This window comes from Pseudomonas yamanorum, from assembly GCF_900105735.1.
In the GTDB taxonomy this organism is placed as follows: Bacteria; Pseudomonadota; Gammaproteobacteria; order Pseudomonadales; family Pseudomonadaceae; genus Aquipseudomonas; species Aquipseudomonas yamanorum.
Genome location: NZ_LT629793.1, coordinates 5891195 through 5908883 on the forward strand (window position 1 = coordinate 5891195; position 17689 = coordinate 5908883).

The 17689-nt window shown below is 62.6% G+C and carries 19 protein-coding genes; 16 read left to right on the top strand and 3 right to left on the bottom strand.

Going from position 1 to position 17689, the window contains the following annotated elements; all coding sequences use genetic code 11:
• Positions 1-12: 12 nt before the first annotated feature.
• Positions 13-393: a hypothetical protein gene (locus tag BLU46_RS27645; protein WP_063033936.1), complete on the top strand. Its 381-nt coding sequence runs from the start codon at positions 13-15 to the stop codon at positions 391-393.
• A gap of 608 nt (positions 394-1001) precedes the next feature.
• Here BLU46_RS27645 and BLU46_RS27650 read toward each other — a convergent pair.
• A complete protein-coding gene (locus BLU46_RS27650) occupies positions 1002-1766 on the bottom strand; it encodes a tetratricopeptide repeat protein (protein WP_093208130.1) in 765 nt (254 codons plus the stop codon).
• A 48-nt stretch (positions 1767-1814) separates the two neighbouring features.
• Here BLU46_RS27650 and BLU46_RS27655 point away from each other — a divergent pair, with 48 nt between their 5' ends.
• The 15 genes from BLU46_RS27655 (at position 1815) to BLU46_RS27720 (ending at position 12591) form a co-directional block, all read left to right on the top strand.
• Positions 1815-2381 (top strand): type III secretion protein, encoded by a 567-nt coding sequence (locus BLU46_RS27655; RefSeq protein ID WP_093208133.1) that lies wholly within the window; start codon positions 1815-1817, stop codon positions 2379-2381.
• 31 nt (positions 2382-2412) lie between these two features.
• Entirely contained in the window at positions 2413-2643 is a 231-nt protein-coding gene (locus BLU46_RS27660; RefSeq protein WP_003208330.1) for a hypothetical protein, read from the top strand.
• Between the two features lie 9 nt (positions 2644-2652).
• Positions 2653-3090 (top strand): hypothetical protein, encoded by a 438-nt coding sequence (locus BLU46_RS27665; protein WP_093208136.1) that lies wholly within the window; start codon positions 2653-2655, stop codon positions 3088-3090.
• A gap of 4 nt (positions 3091-3094) precedes the next feature.
• Positions 3095-3877 carry a type III secretion system inner membrane ring lipoprotein SctJ gene (gene sctJ, locus BLU46_RS27670; RefSeq protein WP_093208139.1) on the top strand — a complete coding sequence of 261 codons (783 nt, stop codon included), beginning with the start codon at positions 3095-3097 and terminating at the stop codon, positions 3875-3877.
• Positions 3874-4491 (top strand): type III secretion protein, encoded by a 618-nt coding sequence (locus BLU46_RS27675; protein ID WP_093208142.1) that lies wholly within the window; start codon positions 3874-3876, stop codon positions 4489-4491. The genes sctJ and BLU46_RS27675 overlap by 4 nt, the downstream gene beginning before the upstream one ends.
• On the top strand, positions 4484-5062 hold the full coding sequence (locus tag BLU46_RS27680; protein ID WP_063028759.1) for a FliH/SctL family protein: 579 nt from the start codon (positions 4484-4486) through the stop codon (positions 5060-5062). The genes BLU46_RS27675 and BLU46_RS27680 overlap by 8 nt, the downstream gene beginning before the upstream one ends.
• Entirely contained in the window at positions 5059-6381 is a 1323-nt protein-coding gene (locus tag BLU46_RS27685) for a FliI/YscN family ATPase (RefSeq protein ID WP_093208145.1), read from the top strand. The genes BLU46_RS27680 and BLU46_RS27685 overlap by 4 nt, the downstream gene beginning before the upstream one ends.
• A gap of 545 nt (positions 6382-6926) precedes the next feature.
• Positions 6927-7481, top strand: coding sequence for a hypothetical protein (locus BLU46_RS32950; RefSeq protein ID WP_157721316.1), 555 nt, complete (start codon positions 6927-6929; stop codon positions 7479-7481).
• Positions 7471-7920, top strand: a complete 450-nt coding sequence (locus BLU46_RS27690) for a hypothetical protein (RefSeq protein WP_017477027.1) — start codon at positions 7471-7473, stop codon at positions 7918-7920. Before BLU46_RS32950 ends, BLU46_RS27690 begins: the two co-directional genes overlap by 11 nt.
• Entirely contained in the window at positions 7917-8918 is a 1002-nt protein-coding gene (sctQ, locus tag BLU46_RS27695) for a type III secretion system cytoplasmic ring protein SctQ (RefSeq protein ID WP_093208147.1), read from the top strand. Before BLU46_RS27690 ends, sctQ begins: the two co-directional genes overlap by 4 nt.
• Positions 8915-9568 carry a type III secretion system export apparatus subunit SctR gene (gene sctR, locus BLU46_RS27700; protein ID WP_003208316.1) on the top strand — a complete coding sequence of 218 codons (654 nt, stop codon included), beginning with the start codon at positions 8915-8917 and terminating at the stop codon, positions 9566-9568. Before sctQ ends, sctR begins: the two co-directional genes overlap by 4 nt.
• Positions 9569-9578: 10 nt before the next feature.
• Positions 9579-9848 carry a type III secretion system export apparatus subunit SctS gene (sctS, locus tag BLU46_RS27705; RefSeq protein ID WP_003208314.1) on the top strand — a complete coding sequence of 90 codons (270 nt, stop codon included), beginning with the start codon at positions 9579-9581 and terminating at the stop codon, positions 9846-9848.
• A gap of 6 nt (positions 9849-9854) precedes the next feature.
• Positions 9855-10667, top strand: coding sequence for a type III secretion system export apparatus subunit SctT (sctT, locus tag BLU46_RS27710; RefSeq protein ID WP_003208312.1), 813 nt, complete (start codon positions 9855-9857; stop codon positions 10665-10667).
• A 3-nt stretch (positions 10668-10670) separates the two neighbouring features.
• Positions 10671-11717, top strand: coding sequence for an EscU/YscU/HrcU family type III secretion system export apparatus switch protein (locus BLU46_RS27715; protein WP_093208150.1), 1047 nt, complete (start codon positions 10671-10673; stop codon positions 11715-11717).
• Between the two features lie 121 nt (positions 11718-11838).
• Positions 11839-12591 carry a hypothetical protein gene (locus tag BLU46_RS27720; RefSeq protein ID WP_093208152.1) on the top strand — a complete coding sequence of 251 codons (753 nt, stop codon included), beginning with the start codon at positions 11839-11841 and terminating at the stop codon, positions 12589-12591.
• Positions 12592-12663: 72 nt separating this feature from the next.
• Here the strand turns inward: BLU46_RS27720 and BLU46_RS27725 are convergent, their stop codons facing one another.
• Together BLU46_RS27725 and BLU46_RS27730 are read right to left on the bottom strand one after the other, a co-directional pair.
• Positions 12664-16134: a hypothetical protein gene (locus tag BLU46_RS27725; RefSeq protein ID WP_093208155.1), complete on the bottom strand. Its 3471-nt coding sequence runs from the start codon at positions 16132-16134 to the stop codon at positions 12664-12666.
• A gap of 164 nt (positions 16135-16298) precedes the next feature.
• Positions 16299-17513: a DUF1835 domain-containing protein gene (locus tag BLU46_RS27730; RefSeq protein ID WP_093208158.1), complete on the bottom strand. Its 1215-nt coding sequence runs from the start codon at positions 17511-17513 to the stop codon at positions 16299-16301.
• Positions 17514-17689: the final 176 nt, after the last annotated feature.

The following is a 17689-nucleotide window of genomic DNA, read 5'->3' on the forward strand; positions in this document are numbered from 1 at the left end:
AGGGGGCATGGCATGAAAGTTTCGCGTTTGTTGATGTGTTTGCCCCTGTTGGTGGTGGGGTGCAAGACGCATCTGGCGCCGGTGTATTACTCACCGCAGTATCAGGCGGACGGGTTGCCGAGCCAGTGCCAGCAGCCGCCGGCCAAGGATGAGATTGGGTTGGATGAGGATTTCAAGGCGACCTTGCCGTTGGGGTGTGCCAACAATTTGAATTTGATGCAGATGGTGGAGCAGCGGCAGGATTTGAATCAGGGGCGGGCCACCGGCCCGGCGATGGCGGCGCCGGTTGGGCGGGCGGCGCAGGTGTATATCGAGGGGTTTGATCGGGAGCAGTTGCAGCGGCGTCAGGCTCAGCAAGAGGCCAAGGCGGGCGCTCCGGGAGCGGAGAAATGATCCGTCATGCACATTCCCCCTTTGGGAGCTGGCTTGACTGCGATAGCAGTATTCCAGCCCCAGCAGATCTATCTGTCACACCACAGTCCAACTGTGGGAGCTGGCTTGCCTGCGATAGCAGTATCCCAGCCCCAGAAGATCCATCTGCCACACCACCGACCCAATGTGGGAGCTGGCTTGCCTGCGATAGCGGTATTCCAGACCCAGCAGATCCATCTGCCACACCACCATCCAAATGTGGGAGCGGGCTTGCTCGCGAAAGCGGACTGATAGGCGACCAGGATCTTGAAGCTTACCGCGTACATATCCATTCCTGCGGTAACGGCCACTTAGGGTTCCGCTCTTACAGCGGGTCACTTTTGGCAAACGCCCCAAAAGTAACCAAAAGGTCTTTGCCCCACCACTCGGTGCCTCGCCTAGGCTCGGCATGCCCGCACTCCGGCCCGGCTCCGCGGGTCGCTGCGATGGGCCATCCCTGGCCCAGCGCAGCTAAACCGGCATCCTTGCCGGTTTACCCGCTCCACCGTGCCTGCTTGCGGCCATCGTGGTTAACGGGGCCTGATAGATCAAAAGCAAGATCAAAAGCAGGGCAACAGCAAGGTTACCCTTTAGTGCGTATCCACCAGCCCCAACTCGCGCGCTTGCGCAACCGGGTCGCTGATGCCTTTGATGCGGTTGGCTTCGGTGATCAGGCGTGCGCGCTCAGCGGCCGGAATATCGTCCAGCGGCAAGCTGGCCACTCGCTGTTCGTATCCCGCCAATACCAGCACCAACAACTCATTACGTTGATGCCGTGGCAACGCGCGGGGCGATTGGGTGACGGGGGCGATGGTGTCCAACGCCTGTTGGGACTGGCCGCCAAGGGCGTAGGCCAGGGCCAGGTTGCAGCGGCTGTCGAGGTCGTCGGGTTGCAGGCTCAGGGCTTTGGCGAAGGCGGTTTGTGCCGTCACCGCCTGGCCGTTCAGCACGTGGGCGATGCCCAGTCGGGTGTACGCGACCGGCGATTGGCTGGCGTCTGCGGCCTGGCCCAGGGCGGTCACGGCGCGTTGGGTTTTGCCCAGTCGCAGTTGCGCGGTGCCCAGGCCCAGCAAGGCTTCGGCGTTGTGCGCCTGGAGGCCGAGGGCTTGTTGGAAGGCGCGTTCGGCACCGGGCGCGTCGTTGCCGTCGAGCCGTGCCTGGCCGAGTTTGAGCCACAAATCGATGCCGGCGCCCGGTTGCTGGGCCGCACGTTCGTACAGCGCCGCCGCGCTGGCGTAGTCGCCGCGTTTGTTCAGGTCGTTGGCCAGCTTTACCGAGCGGTCGGAATCGCTCGGCACAGTACTGGAACAGGCGGCCAGCAACAGGCTGCCGGCAAGCAAAAAGTGTTTGGTCATCGTCACAACTCGTTGGGCGAAGGCGGACGTCATGTAAGCATATTTTCCATGGCGCTCCTATGTCTGTCGGTGCTGTTTGGCGCCTCGATCGCCCACGCCGACGAAGAGCCCGAATGGTTTGCCAAACCCTACGCCTACGTTCTGGTGGACCAGGACGTACGCGCCGCCCTCGAAGAGTTCGGCCACAACCTCGACATCCCGCTGGTGCTCTCGGACAAGGTGCGTGGCAAGGCCCGCAGCACCGTGCGCGCAGCCACCGCCGGGGAGTTTCTGCAGACGTTGTGCAGCACCAACGGCCTGACCTGGTACTTCGACGGCAACCTGCTGTACCTCAATGCCAGCGACGAAATCACCACTAAGCTGTTCAAGGCCAACGCCCTGAACCTGGACCAGTTGCAGGCGTATTTGAACAACCTCGATGTGTTCGGCCAGCAGTTGTCGATGCGCAATGGTCCCGAGGGCGATGAAGTCTTTGTGTCCGGGCCGCCGCCGTACCTGGCGCTGGTCCAGCAGCATGTGGATCACCTGCAACCCAAGGCCAACCCGCCTGTCGTGGCGCGCGAGCACGGCGTGCGGGTATTTCGCGGTGCCCAGGTGAGCACCGAAACCCCTTGATTCACCCCAACCCCAGTAAAGGAGCATGACCATGTCCGTAACCGCCGTAGACAGCAACCTCGCCCCCGGTGGCGCCAGCCCTGAAGCCAAGTTCAACGCCGCGGTGGATAACGCCAAGAGCGCCGACAAACCGGAGATGACCGATGCCGAATTCACCGATGCCCTGATCACCCAGGCGGTCACCATCGGCGGTCAATTCATCATCATGCCCAAGGCGCAGGAAATGCTGAATGACGCCATGTCCGATGACGACGAAGAGTAGGGCGCACCCATGACCATCAGTCTCGCTGCCAGCGCCACGGCCTTGCCGCCGTCCGCCGGCGCGGGGCCCGCCGGGGCCTCGCAGAATCTGTTCGAGCACATGGCCAATACGGCCAAGGGCATGCCCGAGGGCGCCAGCCCCCATCAGATCGGCTCGGGCCTGATGGAGCGCCTGAACAGTTTTATCGACCGCTCCCGGACCTTTTCCGAGCGCGCCGATTTACTTACCAATAACCCGTCGGCGCCGCCCCAAGTGGCCGCTGCGGATATTCGCACCACGGGTGCCTCTCCCTCCGCAGAGCCGGGCAAGAAAGTCGCCGAGCAGCAGGTCGACCAGATCGTCCATTCACTGGGCAAGATGTTCGACTACTCCATCGAAACCCAGATGGTGGTGCGCGGTGCGACGCAGATTTCCGGTTCCGCCAACACGCTGCTCAAGGGTCAATAACGCCATGCCAAGCCCGAATCGTGCCCTGCGCCTGCTGCTGATCGGCCTGCTCGCCAGCCTCTTGCAGGCCTGCGACATGGACCTCTACACCAACCTCAGCGAGCGCGACGCCAACGCCATGGTCGCGGTGCTGCTGCGCGACGGCATCCCGGCGACGCGCAAGGTGCAGGACAACGGCCAGTTGAAAGTGGTGGTCGACGAACAACGCTTCGCCGAAGCCATGACGCTGCTGGACAACGCCGGCCTGCCGCAGCAGAGCTTTTCCAACATGGGCGAGGTGTTCAAGGGCAACGGCCTGGTGTCGTCGCCGGTGCAGGAGCGGGCTCAGATGATCTATGCCTTGAGCGAAGAACTGTCCCACTCGGTGTCGCAGATCGACGGCATCGTCTCGGCGCGGGTGCATGTGGTGTTGCCGGACAATGACCTGCTCAAGCGGGTGATTTCGCCGTCGTCAGCCTCGGTGCTGGTGCGCTACGACCCGGGCACCGATATCAATACGTTGATCCCGCAGATCAAGACCCTGGTGGCCAACGGTATTTCCGGGCTGAGCTATGACGGCGTGTCGGTGACGGCGATCAAGGCCGCCGTGTCCATCAGCCAGAACCCGGCGCAACCGCGATTGACGCGCTTCATGGGCCTGTGGCTGTTGGAAGACAACCTCAATCAGGCGCGGTTGCTGTTCGGCGGTTTGCTGCTGGTCGCCATCGGCGCGTGCGGTGTGTTGGCCCGCCAGCAATGGGCGCGGCGCCAGTCCCAGGCGTTGTATGTGCTCAAGGAGGGTGAATGAGCCTGGTGGAGCGTTGGCAGGGCCTGATCGCCCAGCCGTTGAAGTTTGTGCGCGAGCAAAGCCTCGGCGAATGTTTTGGCGAAGGCCTGCCCGCCGAGGTGCTGCAAGCCTTGCACGGGCAGCCGCGTTTTCGGTCGCGCCTGGAGCAGTTGCTGGCCAGTCATTATCAGTTGGCGCCGCTGGCGCATCTGGTTACGCCACCCGCCGCCGATTTGCCGGTGTTGCTGCTGAGCCCGGGGCAATTTGAGCGATTGCCCAGGCTGTGTGGCGCGATCTGGCATGCCTCGACCTTGAGCCGGGAGATCCGCCGCGAAGTGGTCAATGAACTGCGCGAAGGCCTCGGTCAGGAAGCCTTTGCCCTGGCCCTGGCGAACCGGCAGTTGGGCGGCGCGGCCGACCTGCTGCGCGAGCCCGCCGAGTTGATCGACGCCATCGACCGCGATGGCCTCACCTGTGTCGCCGCCTGGCTGCAGGCCCAGCCCGCCGAGTTGCAAGGCTGGTTGCCCCTGCGTTTTGTCGCACCCAAAGGCTATAGCGGGCGCCTGCCCCGCGACCTGGAAATTGTCCAGACCGTCGCCGCCCGGTTGCTCGCCGAGGAGCTTGCTCATGAGTGAATTACCCAACCGTCCCGCCGCCCGGATTTTGCGTGCCGACGAAGCGGCCTTGTGGACCGATGGTTTCGCCTTCGTGCAAGCTGCCAAGGAACACGCCGAGCAGATCAAGGCCGACAGCGACCAGTGGCTGCACACCGCACGTGCCGAAGGCTTTGAGAGCGCCCGCCGGGAAGGCGCCGAACAGGTCGCGCAGCTGCTGCTGGAGACCCAGGCCAAGGTCCAGCATTACCTGGCCGGGCTTGAGGCGTCGCTGGCGGACCTGGCCCTGGGCATCGTGCGTGAAGTGCTCGGCGAGCTGGACGACACCGACCGCGTGGTGCGTTGTACACGCCAGGCGTTGAGCGCGTTTCGCCAAGGCCAGGCGCTGACCTTGTGGGTGCCGCCGGCCGAAGTGAATGCCCTGCGCCCACAGTTGCTGAAGGACGGCATCGCCGTGGAGGCCGATGCGCAACTGGGCGCCGGCCAGGCCCGCCTCAGCAGCCCCGCGGGCTCGGTTGAGTTGGGGCTGGAAGCGCAGCTGCAAACCCTGCGCCGCAGCTTGCTGCCCTTTGCTGAAGAGGGCGTGGCATGAACCTCAATCAACTGCTGCCGCGCCTGACCGAGCGGCTGTCCCAGGCCCGTTTGCGTCCGATGCAAGGCACGGTGCTGAGTATTCGCGGGGTGTTGCTGCGGGCCAGCGTAGCGGGGGCGAGCATCGGCGAGCTGTGCCACCTGCGCGACCCGGTGAGTGGCCGCAGCCTCAGTGCCGAAGTGATTGGGTTTGATGGTGATGAAGCGATCCTGTCGCCCATCGGTTCCATGGAAGGCCTGTCGACCCGTACGCAAATCATCGCCACCGGCGAAAGCCTCGGTGTGGCGGTAGGCGATGCGCAACTGGGGCGGGTGATCAACCCCATGGGCGAGTTTCTTGATGGTGACGGTGTACCGCCGACCTTGAACTTGCAGACTTACCCCTTGCACGCCGAGCCGCCGGCGCCGTTCTCACGGCAACTGATCGTACGCTCCATGGCGTTGGGCATTCGCTCCATCGATGGGTTGCTGACCCTTGCCCAGGGCCAGCGTATGGGCATCTTCGGTGAGCCCGGTGTGGGCAAATCTTCGTTGTTGGCGAGCATCATCCGCAACAGCGAGGCCGATGTGATTGTCATCGGTTTGATCGGCGAGCGGGGCAGGGAAGTGCGCGAACTGCTGGACGTGCAACTGGACGCCAGGGCCCGCGCACGCACCGTTGCTGTCGTCGCCACCTCCGACCGCCCGGCGGCCGAGCGGGTGCGTGCGGCGTTTGTCGCCACCACCCTGGCTGAGTACCACCGCGACCAGGGCCGTAACGTATTGCTGTTGATGGACAGCCTCACACGATTCGCCCGGGCCCAGCGTGAGATCGGCTTGGCCGTGGGTGAGCCACCGACACGTCGCGGCTATCCACCGTCGTTTTTCGCCACCTTGCCCAAGTTGCTGGAACGCGCCGGCCCGGGGCCCACCGGCAGTATCACCGCGCTGTACACCGTGCTTACCGAAGGCGACGCCGCCAGCGATCCGGTTGCCGAAGAAGCGCGTTCGATCCTCGACGGGCACATCGCCCTCAGTGCCGAACTGGCCCAGCGCAACTACTTCCCGGCGGTGGACGTGCTGCGCAGTCGCAGCCGGTTGATGGAGCAGGTGGCGGGTGAGGAACATAAACGTCTGGCAATGCGTATCCGAGAACTGATGGCGCGTTACGGCGAAATCGAAATGCTGATCCGCGTCGGCGAGTACTCCGCCGGCAGCGACCCCCTGGCCGACGAAGCAATCACCCGTCATGGCGCGATTGAAGCCTTCCTGCGCCAGAACGCCGACGAACCCAGCAGCCCCGAACACACCTTGACCCGCATGCGCCAGGTGCTCGCATGAGCCCGAAAGCACAGCAAGATCCAGTGTGGGAGCTGTCGAGCTTCAGCGAGGCTGCGATGGCGGCAGCACTGCCGACATCGATGTTGCCTGACCCACCGCTATCGCAGCCTCGCCGGGGCTCGACAGCTCCCACATTTGATCTTCATACACTCCTTAAACCGCATGGGTCAGGTGCTGGCATGAACCTGAAAGCGCAGCGCGATCCAGTGTGGGAGCTGTCGAGCTTCAGCGAGGCTGCGATGGCGTCAGCACAGCCGACATCAATGTTGCCTGACCCACCGCTTTCGCAGCCTCGCCGGGGCTCGACAGCTCCCACATTTGATCTTCATGTACCCCTTGACCCGCATGGGCCCGATGCTTGCACGAGCCCGAAAGCGCAGCGCGATCCCGTGTGGGAGCTATCGAGCTGCAGCGAGGCTGCGATGGCTTCAGCACAGCCAACATCAATGTTGCCTGACCCACCGCTATCGCAGCCTCGCCGGGGCTCGACAGCTCCCACATTTGATCTGCATGCACACCGTGACCCGCATGCGCCAGGTGCTCGCATGAGCCTGAAAGCACAGCAAGGTCCAGTGTGGGAGCTGTCGAGCTTTAGCGAGGCTGCGATGGCGGCAGCACTGCCAACATCGATGTTGCCTGACCCACCGCTTTCGCAGCCTCGCCGGGGCTCGACAGCTCCCACATTTGATCTGCATGCACACCTTGACCCGCATGCGCCAGGTGCTCGCATGAGCCTGAAAGCACAGCAAGATCCAGTGTGGGAGCTGTCGAGCTTTAGCGAGGCTGCGATGGCGGCAGCACGGCCAACATCGATGTTGCCTGACCCACCGCTTTCGCAGCCTCGCCGGGGCTCGACAGCTCCCACATTTGATCTTCATGCACTCCTTGATCCGCATGCGGCAGGTGCTGGCATGAGCCCGAAAGCGCAGCAAGGTCCAGTGTGGGAGCTGTCGAGCTTCAGCGAGGCTGCGATGGCGGCAGCACTGCTGACATCGATGTTGCAGTGTTGCCGGGGCTCGACAGCTCCCACATTCGATCTTCATGCACTCAGTGAGTGCGCTGTTGGTATGACGATGGAGAAAAGAACCGATGAAGACTGAACAACTGCGCACCTTGCAAACCCTGCGGGTGCTGCGGGAACAACGGGCGGCGAGCCAGTTGGCGGCGCAACAGCAACGTTGCGCGCAAACCCACGGCGCCCTGACTGATGCCAAGGAGCAATTGCGCTTGCACCGTGAAGCCGTTGCCCGTGAAGCCGGCGAGATTTACGCCTCACTCACAGAGGGCTTGTCGGTGGCCAGTTGGCAGGCCGCCCAGGATCGCCTGCGGGGCTTGTCCGATGATGAGCGCTTGCTTGAGGGTGACGTCAGCCACGTCTCCAGCACCCTGCAAACCCAGGAGCGCGAGCGTGAGCTGTTTCGCCAGGAGCGCCTGAGCCGCCAGCGCCAGTCCGACGCCTGGCAAAGCCTGCTGGACGGGCGCGAAAGCTGCGAGCGGGTCGCCGGTGAGTTGCTTGAAGAACAAGGACTCGGCACATGATCGTGGCCCTTGCCGACCCCTTGGCACCCTGGCTTGAACACTTCGACCCGGCGCTGCTCACGGTGCATAACCAACTGCACCGCCGGCGCCATGCGTGGCAGGGCCGTTGTGCCGGGCAGGACTTGAGTGTCGCCTGGGCCGCCGATCCCCAGCCGCTGAAATCGCCTCGGGATGTGCAGCTGCTGCTCGGGCAATCACCGGTGCGCCTGCGTCTGTCCGCCGCCGCTGTGGAGCAAGTGCTGGTGCCGCTGGCGTTGCAGTTCGATGCGCAGGTGCTGCCGTCATTGCCGCGTTCGCTGCTGCTGGAACTGGCCGTGCTGGATCTGATTGAGCGCCTCGAACCGTTGCTCGGCCACCCCGTGCAGTTGCTCGAAGCCAGTGACGATGCGCGGTCTTACCCCGTGCACCTGGCGCTCACATTGACCTTCGGCAACACCCCGCCAATGGCCGCCCAACTGGACCTGAGTGAAAGCGCCGCGCTCCTGGTGGCGCAGTTGTTGGAGCAACACGGCCGGGTCCAAGCCGACCCATTACCCGCGTTGCGCCAGACACTCTCGGTGCTCACGGGACAGCAATGGCTGAGCCTCGGCGAGTTGCGCAGCCTGCGGCCCGGCGACGTGTTGATGCTCGAGCCCGGCAGCGGCCTGCTGCTGGACCTTGAGGGCCGTCTGCAAGCTCGCTGCCAGCGCGACGGCTCATCGCTGCAGCTGCAGGAACCTTTGAAATCGCCCCTTTTGGACATGGAGAACACAATGACTGATGTCGATGCCGCTGCGGCCCTGGACGATTTACCCCTCAAGCTGGTGTGCCAGGTCGGCAGCCTGGAACTGACCCTGGCGCAGTTGCGGGAGCTGGGGGCGGGCAGCCTGCTGCAACTGAATACGCCGACGGTGGATGGCGTGGACCTGATGGTCAACGGCCGCCGCGTCGGCCAGGGCCAACTGGTGAAGATCGGTGATGGCCTGGGCGTACGCCTGCTGAGTTTCGCCACCCCATGACCGGTTATCAGCCGAACCTGATCGAGATCATCCTGGTGGTTGCCACCATCGGGTTGATCCCGCTGGCGGTGGTGACCCTCACCGGCTTCATGAAAATCTCGGTGGTGCTGTTCCTGATCCGCAACGCCCTGGGGGTGCAGCAAACGCCGCCGAACCTGGTGCTGTACGGCATCGCGCTGATTCTCTCGGTGTACGTCACCACGCCGTTGATTGGCGACATGTACCGCCAGGTGGAAGGGCGCGACCTGAACATCGAGCACGTCGAGCAACTCAAGGACCTCGGCGACGCCTTGCGCCCGCCTCTACAGGCGCACCTGGCGCGGTTTGCCAATGAGTCCGAGCGCGGCTTTTTCGTGCAGGCCACCGAGACCATCTGGTCGCCGGAAGCCCGTGCCGACCTGCGGGATGACGACCTGGTGGTGCTGATTCCGGCGTTCGTAAGCTCGGAACTGACCCGGGCCTTCGAGATCGGGTTCCTGCTGTACATCCCGTTCCTGGTGGTGGACTTGCTGGTGTCCAACGTGCTGATGGCGATGGGCATGTCGATGGTCTCGCCGAACCTGATTTCGATCCCGCTGAAAATCTTCCTGTTCGTGTCGTTGAGCGGCTGGTCGCGCCTGATGCACGGTTTGATTCTGAGTTACGGCTGAGGCACGACCCATGGGCCAGGACGTTTTCCTGTCATTGATGAAACAGGCACTGATGACGGTGCTGATGCTCTCCGCGCCGGCGCTGGGGGTGGCGATTATCGTCGGCTTGAGCGTGGGTCTGTTCCAGGCGTTGACCCAGATCCAGGACCAGACCTTGCCCCAGGTAGTGAAGCTGGTGGCGGTGCTACTGACCATCGTGTTCCTGGGGCCGGTGCTGGCCGGGCAAGTGGCGGAACTCGGCAGCCAGGTGCTGGACAACTTCCCGCTGTGGACGCGCTGACCCCCCATGGATGCCAGCCTTACCGCACAGTTTCTCGAAGTCGCCTACCCGGTGATCAGCTCGGCCTCGCTGGCGGCCTGCCGGGCCATGGGCGTGGTGGTGATCACCCCGGCGTTCAACCGCCTCGGGCTCACCGGGATGATTCGCGGCTGCGTGGCCGTGGCGATTTCGATCCCGATGTTCATGCCGGTGTTCGACGCCATGACCTCGATGCCGAACCACGGCAGCCTGTTTATCGCCGGGTTGCTGATCAAGGAATTCCTGATCGGCATCCTGATCGGCCTGTTGTTCGGCATCCCGTTCTGGGCGGCGGAAGTGGCGGGGGAGTTGATCGACCTGCAGCGCGGTTCGACCATGGCGCAACTGGTGGACCCGTTGTCCACCGGGGAGTCGAGTGTGATGTCGACCTTGCTGACGGTGATGTTGATCACGCTGTTCTTCATGTCCGGCGGTTTTATCCTGATGGTCGACGGCTATTACCACAGCTACCAATTGTGGCCAGTGACCGCGTTCACCCCGGTGTTTGCCAGCTCGGCGTTGCTGGCGGTGCTGTCGATCCTTGACCAGATCATGCGCGTCGGGGTGCTGATGGTCTCACCGCTGATCATCTCGCTGCTGGTCACTGACCTGATGCTCGCGTACCTGTCGCGCATGGCGCCGAACCTGCACATTTTTGACCTGTCGTTGCCAGTGAAAAACCTGTTTTTCTCGATCCTGATGGTGATCTACATCGGCTTCCTGATTCCGCTGATGCTGGACCAACTGGCAGAGTTTCGCGGCACCGTGGAGCTGCTGAAAACCCTGGCGGGCATGGAGTAGCGCATGGGCGATACCAGCGAAGAAAAATCCCAGCCGGCCACGGACAAAAAGCTCAAGGACGCACGCAAGAAAGGCCAGGTCGCTAAGAGCCAGGACCTGGTCTCGGGCATGGTCATCCTGTTTTGCACCCTGTGCATTTCCATCCTCGCACCCCGGGCCCAGGCCCAGGTCAGCGCGCTGATCGACCTGACCGCGCAGATCTACATCGAACCCTTCGCCACTGTGTGGCCACGGGTGCTGGACCACGCCGAGCAACTGGTGATCGGCATCACCTTGCCGGTGATGGCGGTGACCACCGGGGTGGTGATCCTGACCAATATCATCACCATGCGCGGCTTTGTGTTTTCCGTGGAGCCGATCAAGCCGGAGTTCAAGCGCATCAACCCGGCGGAAGGCTTCAAGAAGCTGTTCGCCTTGCGCAATTTTTTGGAGTTCATCAAGGGCCTGATCAAGGTGCACGTGCTGGCCGTGGCGTTCTACGTGGTGGGGCGGCACGCGTTGCAGGCATTGATGGAGTCGTCGCGGTGTGGCGCGGGGTGTATTGAGTCGACGTTTTTCCTGGTGCTCAAGCCGCTGGTGTTTACCGTACTGGCGGCTTTTATCCTGGTGGGCGGGGTGGATGTGTTGATGCAACGCTGGCTGTTTGGCCGGGACATGAAAATGACTCGTAGCGAAACCAAGCGCGAGCGCAAGGACATTGATGGTGACCCGCTGATCAAGAGCGAGCGACGGCGTCAGCGCCAGGAGATGCAGGCGCTGGCCACCAAGCTGGGGCTGGGCCGGGCGTCGATGATGATCGGCACCACCGACGGCTGGGTGATTGGCGTGCGCTATGTGCGTGGAGAAACGCCGGTGCCGGTGGTGGTGTGCCGGGCTTCGCCAGAGGAGGCGTTGGGGATGTTGCAGGAGGCGTTTGACCTGGGCATCCCGCAGGCACCGGACAACAACCTGGCGCAGGCGATTGCCAGGAAGACCGTGCCGGGAGATCCGGTACCGGATGCGTCGTTTCAGGCGGTGGCGGACTGGTTGGTGGCGGCACGGTTGATCTGAGGCCGGCGGGCAGCGCTGGAACCGATGCCGTCCGCTGCGCCACAGAGCAACAGTCTGCCGCTACTCCGTTTTCCGACGGCATGCAGGGCAGGTATGTCGAACAGACCAGGAAAATTCAATCATGACGCTAACCCATTCATTCAGTGCACCTCACACACAGCACTCGTATCTCAACGGTCACTCCCAGCACGCGCATCGCCCCTCTGGCAACGCCTATGCCCGGCATTCAGACGCGGCCCTGGCCCTGGCGTTTGACAAGAACTTCGATGCCTTCAGGCCGTCGGGTTCAAGCAATGCGACACAAGGAAAAATTCGCGAGGTTGCCGAGCGGCCACTGACGGGATACCCGCAGCGGGACAACCTGACGATGCTGGCCAGGGAGGTACTCAAGCGCGATAACGTGATGAATGAGCTGGACTCGGTGGACCACGGCGGTCATCGGGACGGCATTATTGGCCGGAATAATCCGAAGAACGCGGCCAACAAGTTATCGGACTGCCCGCCGCCTGACCCTTGCTACTCACAACCCTGCCGCCCGCAACCTGGCAGGCCAAACCCATACGGTTCTTCGCCGCTCAATATTTATCGCAGTATGTCGGACTCCAGCGTGGCGCTGGCGTTTGGCAATAACTACAAGGAGTTCGGCAACCCGCAAAGAAATGGTGTGGCAGACCTTGGGCAGATCTTCAAAATGGCGGGGCGCGAGATGAGCGGCAACTGGGCGCAGGACAACATGACGTTGCTTGCCCGAGAAATCGTCAAGCGGCCTCATGTGAGCCACGCATTGGATTCCATCGATGACAACGGCAGGCAGGACGGCATTATCGGTTATCGCAACGCACAGCTGGCATCCGCTCACCTGGCGCGCCGCTAAGCACACCCCCCCGATCCTGAACCCTGTGGGAGCCGGTCGGCCACACAGGGTTTCTACGGGGGGGCGGGGCACTCAGGGCTTGTCTACATCGTGATACTCACCGCCATATCCATCTCCCACCCGCCAGACGATGTCGTGGTTTTCATTGGTCCATTCCGACGGTTTCAGCGAGTACTTGTAGTCCTCTGAGTTACGGTTATTCCCGTCGCCGATAAAGTCCGGATGGTCCCGCCGATGGTCGCCACCACGAATACTGGAGCGGGCATCCCACTCTTCCTTGCGGAAATCAAAAATACTCTGGTCCTGCGGCGCATCCCGCTGGCCCCAGTCGGACAGATACGTCTGCAACCACACATATGCCTCATCCCCGTTGGGCTTGAGCAATCCGTCCTGCTTGAAGTCCTGGATCTGGTTCCAGTTCTGCATCGAAATCTTGTGCAGCTTGTGGGACTGCACCGTGCTCAGGATCGCCCCGACAAACGACAACGCGCCGGAGATCAAAAAGCCCACCGGACCCAGGAACGGAATGATTCGCCCGGTCACCCCCAGCGTGGTGAGTACGCCGCCGCCAGCCGCCACCAGGCTGCTGACGCCGCCGGCCATGGACAGTGAGCCGGAGGCGATTTTTACCGGGTCTTTCTCGCGCACGCCATCACGCAAGGTAAACGCCGCCTGGACCACACTGATCACACCGCCCGCCACGTCGGTGGCCATGCCGATCACCTTGATCGCGCTGCTGGCGAACTTCGCGCCAAAGCCTGCACCGGCCACGCCACCGCGGCTGGCGATGCCTTTTTCGATCCCTTCCTGGACCTTCTTCGCACCTTCGTCGCTCCAGCCGCCGCTGTTGAGGGCCTTGCCCACGTCCTTGCCGTCGTCCATGGCCTGGTCGACGATGTCGAAGTACTTCTTCTGCACCGCCTCGGCGTCCTTGGGCAGCGCGTGGTAACCCTCGCCGGGCTTGGCCCACAGGTCGGGCAGGGAACGGTCGAAGCCCATCAGTTTGTAGGCGTTGGTGCCGCGCAGCTTGTCGTAGACCTTCAAGCCCAGCGTGGCGAAGTGTGAGCCGGTGCCGAGGAAGCCAAGGAAGTCGTTGGCGATGCCCAGGCGCTTCATCGGCGTATCGGCGAGCTTGCCGCCCTGGCCCGCGAGTTGGTAGACGATCCGGCCCATCCCGATTGCGCCGCCCACCGAGCCGAGTACGCCGTTGTCCTTGAGGAAGTTGAGGTTCTTCACGAAGGCACTGCGGTTCTCATCGCTGAGGCCCGGCATGATTTCCTTGCTCACCGCCTTGTCGATGTCGCTGAAGCTGATCACGCCGTTTTTCTGCCAGGTATCGCCGAGGGAAATCATCGCCTTGCCGAAGTCGGCGGCGGCGTTTTTGTCCTTGAGCAACTGGTCGACGAACTTCGAATACACCCCCAGCGCCTGGCGCGGCAGGCCGTCGGCGCCGCCCTTGAGCATCGACAGGATCGCCATGGTGTTGTCGGTGGTGGCCAGGGCGGTGTTGTCGTCGGAGATTTTGGTCGGGTCGTCCATCAGCTTTTCAACGGCGTCGGTGTAGCCGTCGATCTGCAGGTTTTGCAGGAAGGTGTCGGCCTTGGCCGGGTCGATATCGGCCAGGGCGGTGTAGGCGGTCTGGATTTCCTGGGTGGCCAGTTCGGTCTTGCCACTGTCTTGCAGGGACTTGATGTATTGGGTGAAGTTCTCCGAGGAGGTGCTGTCGATCAGGCGCTGCCTGGTCTCGTCGACTTTCGGCTGGCCGCCGTCGACCTTGCCCAGGGCCGCGTCGTGGTTGGCCTTGATGTCGTGCTGGATGGTCGAGTCGCCGAGCAGGTCGTTGAGGGTCTGGTCGATGGCCTTGGTATCGAAGATGTTGTCGCGCACGTCCCGCGAGGTCACGTCGATGGGTGTGGTGGCAATGCCCTGGTTGCCGAACCCGTGCTCGGGAATGATCGACATGCCATTGTCGGCCATGCTTCGGGCTTCCACCGCCCGCAGGAACTTGGCGCGTGGGTCGTCCTTGCCGATGCTGCCGTCCTTGACCCCGGCGCGGTAGCTGTCCACCAGGGTTTTCATCGACAGGTCCTTCACCGACAGTGGGTTGCCGCTTTCGTCTTTCTCGGTGGTGGTCAGGTTGTCGACGGACACATCCTTGAGGGGCGGCAGGCCGTTGTCGGTGCGCAGCTTGTCGACGTCGGTGGTCTGCGCGGCAATGTCGCTGCGGTAGCTGGAAATCTGCTCGAACAGCTGTGGGTTGCTGTCTTCCGACACCACGATTTTCTCTTCGCTGCCCCCCGGCTTGTGCTGGGTGAACGCGATCAGGCCGGGGCCATAATCTCCGGCACCGCCAACGCTCATGATGTCTTCGGTGGAGGGCAGGTACGCCTCCGGAGCGGCGAGGGTGTAGCCGTCGCCCTTGGCCTTTTCGATGCCGGCCAGGGTCTGGCCCTTGGTGGTGTAGGTGGCGAAGGCTTCGGGGGTGATGTCCTTGGACACCACCAGCAATTTGCCGTCGGCCTGGTTGACCACGAGGATGCCGTCCATGGGTGTGTCGACCTTGCTGATGTCCCCCAGCTTCAGGCTGGCTTCGTCCTTGCGCAGCAGTGCCTGGCCGGGCAGGGACTGGGCGTTCTTGATGTAGTCGAAGGCCTGCGAGCCTTCGCTGGCGTGCACGGCGTGGAGGAAGTTGTAGAAGGTGCCGCCCGCATTGGGGTTGGGATTACTGAGATCGGCGCCGGGTTGCGGCAGGTCGGCTTCGGACTTGCTGATCATGTACTTGTGGCCCTGGTGTTCAAACAGGATCACCCCGGCGCTGCTGTCTTCGGACACCACTTTCAACTGACTGAAATCGAGGTCTCCCGGCAGGCTGGTGACTGCTTCATAACCCTTGGCTTTGCCGTCATTCAGCGCCTCCTTGGTCACCCCGGCCTGGGTGTAGGTGCTGAAAGCCTGGGGCGTGAGCAATTCGGAGATGACCAGGGTCTGGCCGTTTTCCAGGGTCACCTTGAGGATGCCGTCTTCGGCCTTGCCCACGGATTTGATATTGGCCAGGCGTACGCCGTCGTCGTCCTCGCGCAGCAGTTGCTGGTCGGGATTCTTCAGGCTTTCGACGATGGCCTTGCCGGCCGGGGTGCCCTGGGTTTCGGCCAGGGTCTGGAGGAAGGTGTACAGCGGCGTGCCTTCGTCGGGCCCGCCCTGGTTGACCGGGGCCACGGCATGGCCGAAGCGCAGGTTTTTCAATACGTCGAAACCGTCCTGGGCGTTGGCTGCACCCTTGGCACTGATCTTGTATTTGGCGCCGTCCTGTTCGAAGTAGATCACCCCGGCGTCTTTGTCCTGGGAGATGACCTTGAGCTTGTCGATGTCGAGCTTGGCCGGGAGGGCGGTAACTTCCTTGTAGTCCTCGGGCTTAAGGGTTTTGTCGCCCGGCCCGGTGCTGGCCAGGACTTTGGCTTTGTTCAGGACGGCGTCGAAAACCCGCTCGGGAGCGTTGGGTTGATCGACGCGGGGGGAGGCGGATTTTTCGGGACGGGTGATCATTGGTTCAGTCCATGTGAGGGGCGCACGAGGACTCGATACTAGGGTCTGCAAGTGGGTAAAAGCGGGTTTGTTGGCAACAAGTCACAAGCTTTCACGGGTGTGAAATTCACCGGACCTGCCGGGTGGATATCCGTTACCGAGGCAACGGATATCCCCGGCTTTCGTTAGAGAGGCCGGAGCTTGTAGGCGGGAACGAGATCCTCGTCAATCGTCCAGTGATCCTCGCCAGGCCGGATGCAAACACCGCCGATCCAGCGTTCCTGGGTGGCATGGTCCGGCCAGTAAGCCGTACCGCTTAGAACCTGACGACCCAACGCAGTCAGCGCCAACAAACGTTGAGGCCACGGCAGTTGAGTCTCGGACTCGATCAGCAACGGATTAGCACCGTCAATCAGTGGCCGCATCAGCGCATGGAACATCATGTCCCCCAGGTACGGCAGCGGTTCGCGCTTGCCCATCAACTCGGCAAACACCCTGCCAAACGCCACAGGCCCGGCCTCATCCACGTAGTGCAGGGACAGGCGCTCGGTCAGTGACAAACCGTCCCGCACACCCGGTAACTCCTGCAACTGTCGACGCAACGCCGGGGCCAGGAAGGGCAGGGCTGTGTGGTTGCCCTGGGCCAGTTCCGCCAGCTTGACCGGCGAACTGTCGCAGTACGCCAGCCAGGCCTGCCGCGCCAGCTTCAGCATGTCCTCATCGACCCGCCGACGCTGTGGCCACAGCCACGCCAACACTTCAGGCGCCAGTTGGCCAATGCCGATAAAGCGTTGCACGCCGGGGATACGGTCGACCTCGATCAGCTCGAGCTTTTCAGGCAATTGCTCAAGCCCCGCCAGTGCACGAATCAGGAACAACTGATCGTAAGCATCCGCCTCACACCACAACACGCTATGACCGGCGTTGCCCAGTTGCTCAAGATGCTTGTATTCGTCTGCATGCCGGCGGGACACTTCGGGCTCGTCCATTGCAAAAACCTGGCTGATATAGCGGCTGCGAACGGCTTGGTATTGCTCGGCCGGAAGGTCCTGGACCGGGCCCATGCACAGCGGATCAATCAGCATCCGAAAGTGGCCCTTGAACCCCGCCACGCCCAGGCTGTGGGCAATGTCACTGCCGCAGCGCCAGTGGGTGGTGCGGGCTTCATCGCTCGCTTCGAAACCCGGATGGCGGGCGGCAAAATCCACTGCATCAACGTGAGCTTTAAGCTTGGGCCAGCTGGGGAACCCGAGTTCCTTGGCGATCAGCCATTGAGCCTCGGACAAGGTGGGCGTAGCAGCGGCATCGGCGCTTTTCAGGCGCAGCAAAAGCTCCTTGGCGCGCTTGCGTTGCTGCTCAAGGTTGATACGGCCGTTAGCGGACGAGAATGATTGCGACATACGATCTCCTTGCACAAACCTTGTCCGCTTTAAGGTTGGGAGTCGTAGAAATGTGATATTCAGTCAAGGTCTTGGGCGCAGCCCTTTCCGCGGATGGTGGCGTAGATGGCGCCAGGCGGGAAATATAGGCAGTGCAATGATTGATTGCAAGCCGCCCGGCGTTGAGCGCCGGTGTT